We start from the raw sequence: 7,515 nt of genomic DNA on the forward strand, positions 1-7,515 counted from the left end.
CGGCTTCCGTCAGTTCCTCGTCGCGCGCCACAACCCCCACCGGACAAATCCGCACAACATGCTCCATTCCGCCGCTTCGGGCGCCCCCCCCAACGCAACACGCCGCACCTGCGATATCTGGAGCCGCGGCTCAAGCCGGCGGGGCGCCGCGATTTTTTCCAATCCACCCGGTCAAGGCGGCAGCAGTTTCGCGGCCGCAGGATTTCAGGGTTGCCGCCAGCGGCGCCACCGCCTCACGATCGGCGTTGCGGCAGGCGGTGTCGAGCCGGCGGGCAAGCGCGCTCAGCCGCATCGCGCCGAAGGTACCGGCCATGCTGACCAGGGCATGGGCGGCGCGGCGGCAAGCCTCGACATCGCCGGCAGCGACAGCAGCTTCGACCTGCGCCAGCCGCTCGGCGGCATCCTCAAGGAATACGTCGACGAAGCCGGCCGTCTGATCGGTCAGCACGGCATCGAGCAGGTCGGTGAGCGTCTGTTCGTCGAGCAGCGGCTCGTCGTTCCCCACCGGCGGCCGGGCGGCGGGCGACTTGATCCCGGCACGCGCCGCCAGCTTGGCGACCAGCAGTTTGGGCTGCACCGGCTTGCAGATGTAGTCGTCCATGCCGGCGGCGAGGTATTCCTCGCGGGCGCCTTCCATGGCGTTGGCGGTCATGGCGATGATGTGGACCGCTCGCAACGGCGGCGGCAGGGCGCGGATCAGCTTGACCGCCTCGATCCCGTCCATCTCGGGCATCTGCACGTCCATCAATACGACGTCGTAGGCGTTGCGGCGCACCGCTTCCACCGCGGCGCGGCCGTTGGCGGCGGCATCGACACGATGGCCGGCCCGCATCAGTATGGTGCGCGCCACGTCCTGGTTGACCCGGTTGTCTTCGACCAGCAGCACCGACAAACCCTCGGCGACCGCCGACGGGCCGGGCGGCCCGGGCTCGACAGCGCGTACCGCGCCCGGCTCAAACAATGCCGCCAGCGAGGCGCCGAACCGCTTCACCTGCAGCGGCTTTTCGAGCACGCAATCGACGGCACCAGCCTCTTCCACCGCATCGCGGCCGGCCGAGGTCAAGAGCACCAGCTTGATCGCCGCCCCGCCGGGGAGCGTGCGCACCCGCGCCGCCAGCCGGTCGCCCGGCAACACCGGCATGATATGATCGAAGACCGCCAGATCGAACGGCTCCAGCCCGGCACGCTCGATTTCCGTCAGCACCGCAAACGGATCGAGCGCGGTGGTGACCTCGAAGCCGAAGCATTCCAGGTGCCGGCGGGTGACATAGGCAATCAAAGGCACCTCGTCGACGATCAGTGCCCGCATCCGCCGCCGCGGCAGGACCAGCGCCGGGACGTCGCCGGCACGCTCCCACGCCAGCGGCACTTCGAACCAGAAAGTCGAGCCGGCACCGGGTTCGGAGATGACGCCGATCGTCCCGCCCATCAGTTCGACCAGCTCCTTGCAGATGGCAAGCCCGAGGCCGGTGCCGCCGTAGCGCCGCGTCACCGAGGAATCGAGCTGGCTGAATTTCTTGAACAGCCGTTCCTGGCGCTCGGGCGCAATGCCGACGCCGGTATCGGCGATCTCGAAGCGCACCCCGGTCGGGGCACCCTCGTCGTCGGCGATGGCGTAGACCTGCAGCGCCACTCCGCCGGTGTCGGTGAACTTGATGGCATTGCCGATCAGGTTGAGCAGCACCTGCCTGAGGCGCGAGGGATCGCCGCGGAAAATCCCCGACGCTTCCGGCGCCACGAACACCGCGATGTCGATCGCCTTCTCGCGCGCCTTGGCGAACAACAGTCCGGCCGCCTTGTCGGCAAGATCGCTGAGATTGAAGGCAATGGATTCGAGTTCGAGCCGGCCGGCTTCGAGCTTGGAGATGTCGAGGATGTCGTTGACGATGTCGATCAGCGCCTCGCCGGATTCGCACACCGTTTCGGCATATCGGCGCTGCTCGGAATCGAGATCGGTGTCGAGCAGCAATCCCGCCATGCCGATCACCCCGTTCATCGGCGTGCGGATTTCGTGGCTCATGTTGGCGAGGAATTCGCTTTTGGCGCGGTCGGCCGCCTCGGCAGCATCGCGGGCGGCGGCGAGTTCGCGGGCCTGCGCCGCCAGCTCCTCGGTCTGCGCCGCCAATTCGCGCGCCTGGTTGGCAAGGCGAAGCTCGCTGGCGCGCAGATGCTGCTCGGCCTCGTAGCGGTGCTTTTCGTGCAGCAGCAGGGTGCCGAGAATGGTGATTTCCACGATGTTGGCGACCAGCGTCGGGATCGCCGACAATTGCGCGGCGGTGGCGCCCTGCAGCAGCCATTGCACCGCGAGATCGAGCCCGGCCGCGCCCGCCCCCAGCAGCGGAAAATGCCAATACGCGATCTCGCCGAAGTGGGCACCGCGATCGAGCCACAAGCGCAACAGCACGCCGGCGCCCGCCGCGACCGCGAGAATGCCAAGCCCGAACGCATCGAACGGCTGGCCCTGCAGCATCGGCACCAGTTGCGCCGCCGCCGCGATCACCAGCGCCGCCAGGGCTGCGAAGCCGCCCGCGAGCAGACCGGCGAGTGCAATCAACACCGTCTGGCTGCCGGTCGGAGCGCCGCCGATCATGTGCACCGGCTGCAGCACGGCGATGGCGGTGGCCGCGCCGAACAGCACGCCGATGGCGACGCCGGGCGGTATCCTCGTCCGGGCGCGCAGCTTCGCTGCCAGGATGTTGACCGGGCCATAGGCGATGACGGCCGCGGCAAAGATCGCCAGATTGAGGAGCGCCTCAACCACCGTGATCTGCCAGAACAGGTCCATTTCGCCCATGGCGCCTACATATCAAAGGACAGCGTGACGAAATACTGGCGCTGCACGTCGGGGCCCGAGGTCTGCTGCTGCTGGCCATTGCCGAAGTCGCGCCCCGATACGGCCAGTGTCAACCGATCGGTCAGCCGGTAGCCGAGCCGCGCATCGACGGTCGTGTAGGCGCCGATCGGCACCAACTGGCGGAACGGACCGACACGCCGGAGCCCCGCCGAATCGGATTGATACAGAAGGAACCCGTTGGCCTCCCAGCGGCCCGAATGCCAGCCAAGGCCGGCCTTGACGACATGCTGAGGGGTGGTGTCCTCGTAATTGATGAGATCGGTCCGGCCGCCGCCGCGGCTGTAATTGTCGTTGATGATTTCGTAGCGGTAGCTGACCGACCACGTCCAATCCTCGAGCAGGCGGCCGTCGATCCCCGCTTCGAGGCCCGAGGCTTGCGACGAACCGACATTGGCCGGTGCAATGCCCATCGTGCCCGCCGCATCGACGGTGCCGCTGCCGGTGGAAATCACATCGGTGGTCACCTGATGGAAGACGGCGATCTGCAGCTTGGCGTCCAGGCTGGTGAAGCGGCGGTTCCACAGCGCCTCGAAATTCATCACCGACGACGGCTTCAAGCGCAGCGACTGGAACGGCACCCCGCCCTGGCCGAAGGCGCCATCCCAGACCTGGACGAGGCTCGGTGGCTGCACCCCGCGCGAGGCGATTAGGCGGACAGTGTCGTCGGCGCTGGCATTCCAGACCAGTCCGCTGTTGAAGCTCCATTGATCGATCTGCATCGGCGGCCCGAAGCGGACCGGGCCAGGGCCAAGGCCGAGACTGGAATCGTAGGCGACGCTGTCGAACCGCAGCGCGTTGGTCAAAGCGAGGTCGGGCGCGATCTGCCAGGCCCACATCACCGACGCCGCGCCGGCATCGAAGGCGACGAAGCCGGAATTGTAGTTGCTCGGCGTCACCTCGTTGTGGCGATAGGCGGCGGCGAGGCGGATGGTGTGGTCGGGCGCCAGACTGAAAACGTCCTCCACTTGCACGACCGCCAGCGAATTCATCAGCTTCGGCGCCTCCATTCCCGGACTGACGGCGCGCGTCCAGGCGGTCCAATTGCCATAGGCCGTCGCTTTCAGAAGGCCCCAGCTGGTATCGGCGACCAGCCGGCCCATCACCGAATTGGTGCCGTAGTCGGACGTCTGCAGCTTGTAGCCGCCGGAAACCTCGGTCTGGCTGGCGCGGCTGTGGCTGGCTTCGAGATCAAACTCGACCGAGTCCGAGAGGCGGAACACCGAATCCGCATCGAACGCCAGACGGTCGTTGTCGGGCCGCGGCGTGCCGTCGACGGCGAGCGGATTGGCGGTGCCGAACGGTTTATCGGAACGATACCCCGCCGACAGGCGCACGAAAGCGTCGTGGCCCAGCGTGAAACGTGCCGCACCAGAGGCATCCCATAGCCCCTGGCTGCCGTTGCGCACCGAGGCGGTGATGACATCATCATAGCGCGGATTGTCGGTGATGATGTTGATCACACCCGCCACCGCGTTGAAACCGAACAGCGCGGCGTTGGGGCCCTTGACGACTTCGATCTGGCGGATGGCGCCGAGTTCCACCGGCAGCGCGCTCCACGGCGTGAAACCGAACGAATCGACATAGACCTGACGGCCGTCGACCAGCACCAGCGTGCGCGCCGAATAGGCCTGATTATAGCCGCGCGCCGACACGTCGAAGGCATCGTTGGCCCATTCCAGCACGTCGACGCCGGCAACGTGGCGCAAAATCCCCGGCAGGTCGCGCGATCCCGAGCGGCGGATGTCGTCGCGGGTCACGATCGTCAGGTTGGCCGGCACCTCGGTGGCACGCTGCGGCGATCCCGTCGCGCTGGTCGTCGCCGCCTCGCCGAACAGCTGCTCGATGGCGCCATAGTCCATCGACTGGCCGTGCGCCGCCGACAACAACAGAAGTGCCGCCAACGGCAGGGTCCTGATTTTCATCATTTGCGCTTCACCAACATCGTGAACACCGTGGAAAATTTCGCTCCCACCGCCTTGGCCAGGGCGGTATCGAGCACAACCGACATATTCGAGCGCGCCTGCACCAGCAGAACGCAGCTTTGGATGTCGAGGCATTGGCTGTCGGCCGACACCGACACCACCTGCTGACGGCGGACGTAGTCGCCCACCAAACGGCCGGCATCGGTCGGCAGAGTCATCAGATAAAGGGCGTCGAAGTGCTGACTCGCGAGGTCCTGCGCCGCCACCGGCACCGCCGTGATGGTCGCCGAGCCGGGTCCGGCCAATCGCGACAGATCGTTGGCCGCCCGCTGCGCCTGCACCCGGCCATCGGCGCCGCTATAGACCACCCCGATCAGGATGGTCGGCCGGTTTTCGAGCGACGACAGGAAGCCGAGCGCGCGCACCGCGGCATTGAGGTCGGCCGGCGTCACCTCGCCGGCCCCGGCGGCAGCCGTCAGCGCCAGCCAGCCGAGCATGGCTGCAAGCGCGCATCTGGCGTGTCTACCCCCGGGCAAGGCCGTCTCTTCTTGCTGTGCGAGCGGGCGCCCGCGCCCGGAACCTTATCGCCGAAACCGTTTTGGTTCGACCAATGTCCCCTTACGGCAGCCGCGGCTGAGATACTTTATTACAGATCGGCCATGGGCCTCAGTCGGCCGCGCCGCAGGACCGGCGAATCACCAATTTGCACGGCAGAACCGCCGCTTCCGCCGCCTCGCCGCGCATCAGCTTGAGCAGCGTCTCAACCAGCACCTCGCCAGCGAGCTGGGTGTCCTGGCGAATCGTGGTCAAGGGCGGAGTAACCATGCTGGCCGGTGGAATGTCGTCGAACCCGACCACCGAAACGTCGCGGGGCACCGATAAATTGTGGTCGCGCAAGACCCCGAGCGCGGCGATGGCGATCAGGTCGGAGGCGGCGAAAATCGCATCGAACGGCTTGCCGTTGGCGATAACCTGGCGCGTCGCCCGCTCGCCTTCCGGCAAGGCGCTGACCGCATCGGCCTGCAGCTCGGACTGGATCGGCAAGCCGGCTTCGCGCAAGGCATCGCAATAGCCGCGATAGCGGGCGAAAAATTCGGGATAATGGTCCGACGCGGCGCCGAGAAAGGCGATGTTGCGCCGACCGAGCGAGATCAGGTGCTTGGCGGCCTGATAGCCGCCGGCATAGTCGTCGCAGCCGACCGACAGGCCGGGATGGCGCTCGAGCGTCGCCCCGTAGTGGACGAAATGGGTGCCCTCGTCGACCAGGCGCTCGAGCTCGGCGCTGTAGGTGACGAAATCGTCGTAGCCGAGAAGTATGATGCCGTCGGCGCGGCGGCTGTCCTCGTAATCGATGCGCCAGTTGTTCGACAAATGCTGGCACGAGATCAAAAGGTCGTAGCCGCGCTTGGCGCAGGCCCCGGCGATCGATCCCAGCATCGACAGGAAGAACGGGTTGATCAGCGAGGCGTTGAAGCGCTGGTCCTCGAAGAACAGGATGGCGATGGTCTGGGAATGCTGGCCGCGAAGATTGGAAGCGTTCTTATCGACCTTGTAGCCGAGCTCCTTGGCGATGAAGGCGACGCGCCGGCGCGTGATCGGGCTGATGGTGGGATCGCCGCGCAGCGCACGCGATACCGTCGGCTGCGAAACGCCCGCCCGACGCGCGATGTCGAACGAGGTCGGCCGCGGCGGTCCGGACTCAGAATCGCGCTTTCCTCCCATCGGCCCCTGTTCCGTTGCTTATCCGTTTTGCACCATGCCACAGACCGGTGACAAAAGCAGCTTGCAAGCACACAACCGGGAATTGCTTCCCGAATACGAGAAATGGGGCCCGCACAAAATGCGAGCCCCGAGAAGCAGATCGGGAAAGGTATGTCCAAACCAGCGGGGCGCCTTGCGAGCGCCCCGCCATGCACAGATCAATACTTCACGCGGATCGCGAACTGCACGAAGCGGCCGCTCTTGCTCCACGAGGAGTCACGCAGCGTCGGCTTGGCGTTCGGCGTCGCCGTCGAATCGCCCGTCAGCTGCTGCTGGTAGACCGTGGTCGTATCGAGCAGGTTCGAACCGTCGAGCGAGACTTCCCAGTGATCGTCGACCGAATAGCGGATCGATCCATCGAGGAAGCCGGCGCCCTTCTGATACATCGGCAGGCCGGTGCAGCAGTCGAGGTTGTCGGTCAGATAGGACGAACGGTAGTTGTACGCGAAGCGGATGCCGATCGGGCCCTTCTCGTACAAGCCGACGATATTGTAGCTGTCGTCGGAGATGCCGGCCAGGCGATGCGAGTCGATGACGGCGCCGAACACGTTGTTGCCGCCGCCGAACGCAACGGTCGAACCGGCGATGTAGCCGGACTGGACCGCCAGGTTGGCGTTGTGGATGCCGGACTGGTGGGTATGGACCCAGTTCAGCTGGGTGCCCAAGCCATCAAACGGACTCGGCAGGAAGTCGAAGAAGGCCTGATACGCCACTTCGAAGCCCCACAGCTCGCCGCCGTTGCCGGAGTTGACCGGGCCGCGGACGACGACGTTCTCGGTCGCGCCATTATTGGTGATCGCACGCACCGATTTGCCGTAGCTGATGGTGTTGTTGAGTTCCTTGAGGAACCCATCGACAGTCAGTGAGCTGACGGCACTGAAGTAATACTCGTAGCTGGCGTCATACTGCCAGGCCGTCATCGGCTTCAGCGCGGGGTTGCCGGCTTCGGCGACGAACTGGAAGTCGTAGCCCGTCACG

At 66.0% G+C, this 7,515-nt stretch carries 5 protein-coding genes; all 5 read right to left on the reverse strand.

What is annotated here, in order from left to right:
- Positions 1-130: 130 nt before the first annotated feature.
- Entirely contained in the window at positions 131-2,794 is a 2,664-nt protein-coding gene (locus tag AC1P6P_RS16425) for a hybrid sensor histidine kinase/response regulator (RefSeq protein ID WP_481403526.1), read from the reverse strand.
- A 5-nt stretch (positions 2,795-2,799) separates the two neighbouring features.
- Positions 2,800-4,779 (reverse strand): TonB-dependent receptor plug domain-containing protein, encoded by a 1,980-nt coding sequence (locus AC1P6P_RS16430; protein ID WP_481403527.1) that lies wholly within the window; start codon positions 4,777-4,779, stop codon positions 2,800-2,802.
- The gene (locus AC1P6P_RS16435) at positions 4,776-5,273 is read right to left on the reverse strand and encodes a hypothetical protein (RefSeq protein ID WP_481403528.1); all 498 of its coding nucleotides are present in this window, start codon (positions 5,271-5,273) and stop codon (positions 4,776-4,778) included. The genes AC1P6P_RS16430 and AC1P6P_RS16435 overlap by 4 nt, the downstream gene beginning before the upstream one ends.
- Before the next feature lie 169 nt (positions 5,274-5,442).
- Positions 5,443-6,498 (reverse strand): LacI family DNA-binding transcriptional regulator, encoded by a 1,056-nt coding sequence (locus AC1P6P_RS16440; protein ID WP_481403529.1) that lies wholly within the window; start codon positions 6,496-6,498, stop codon positions 5,443-5,445.
- Positions 6,499-6,695: 197 nt separating this feature from the next.
- A partial coding sequence (locus AC1P6P_RS16445; RefSeq protein ID WP_481403530.1) for a TonB-dependent receptor domain-containing protein occupies positions 6,696-7,515 on the reverse strand: 820 nt, incomplete at its 5' end.

Source organism: Rhizomicrobium sp. (assembly GCF_056722145.1).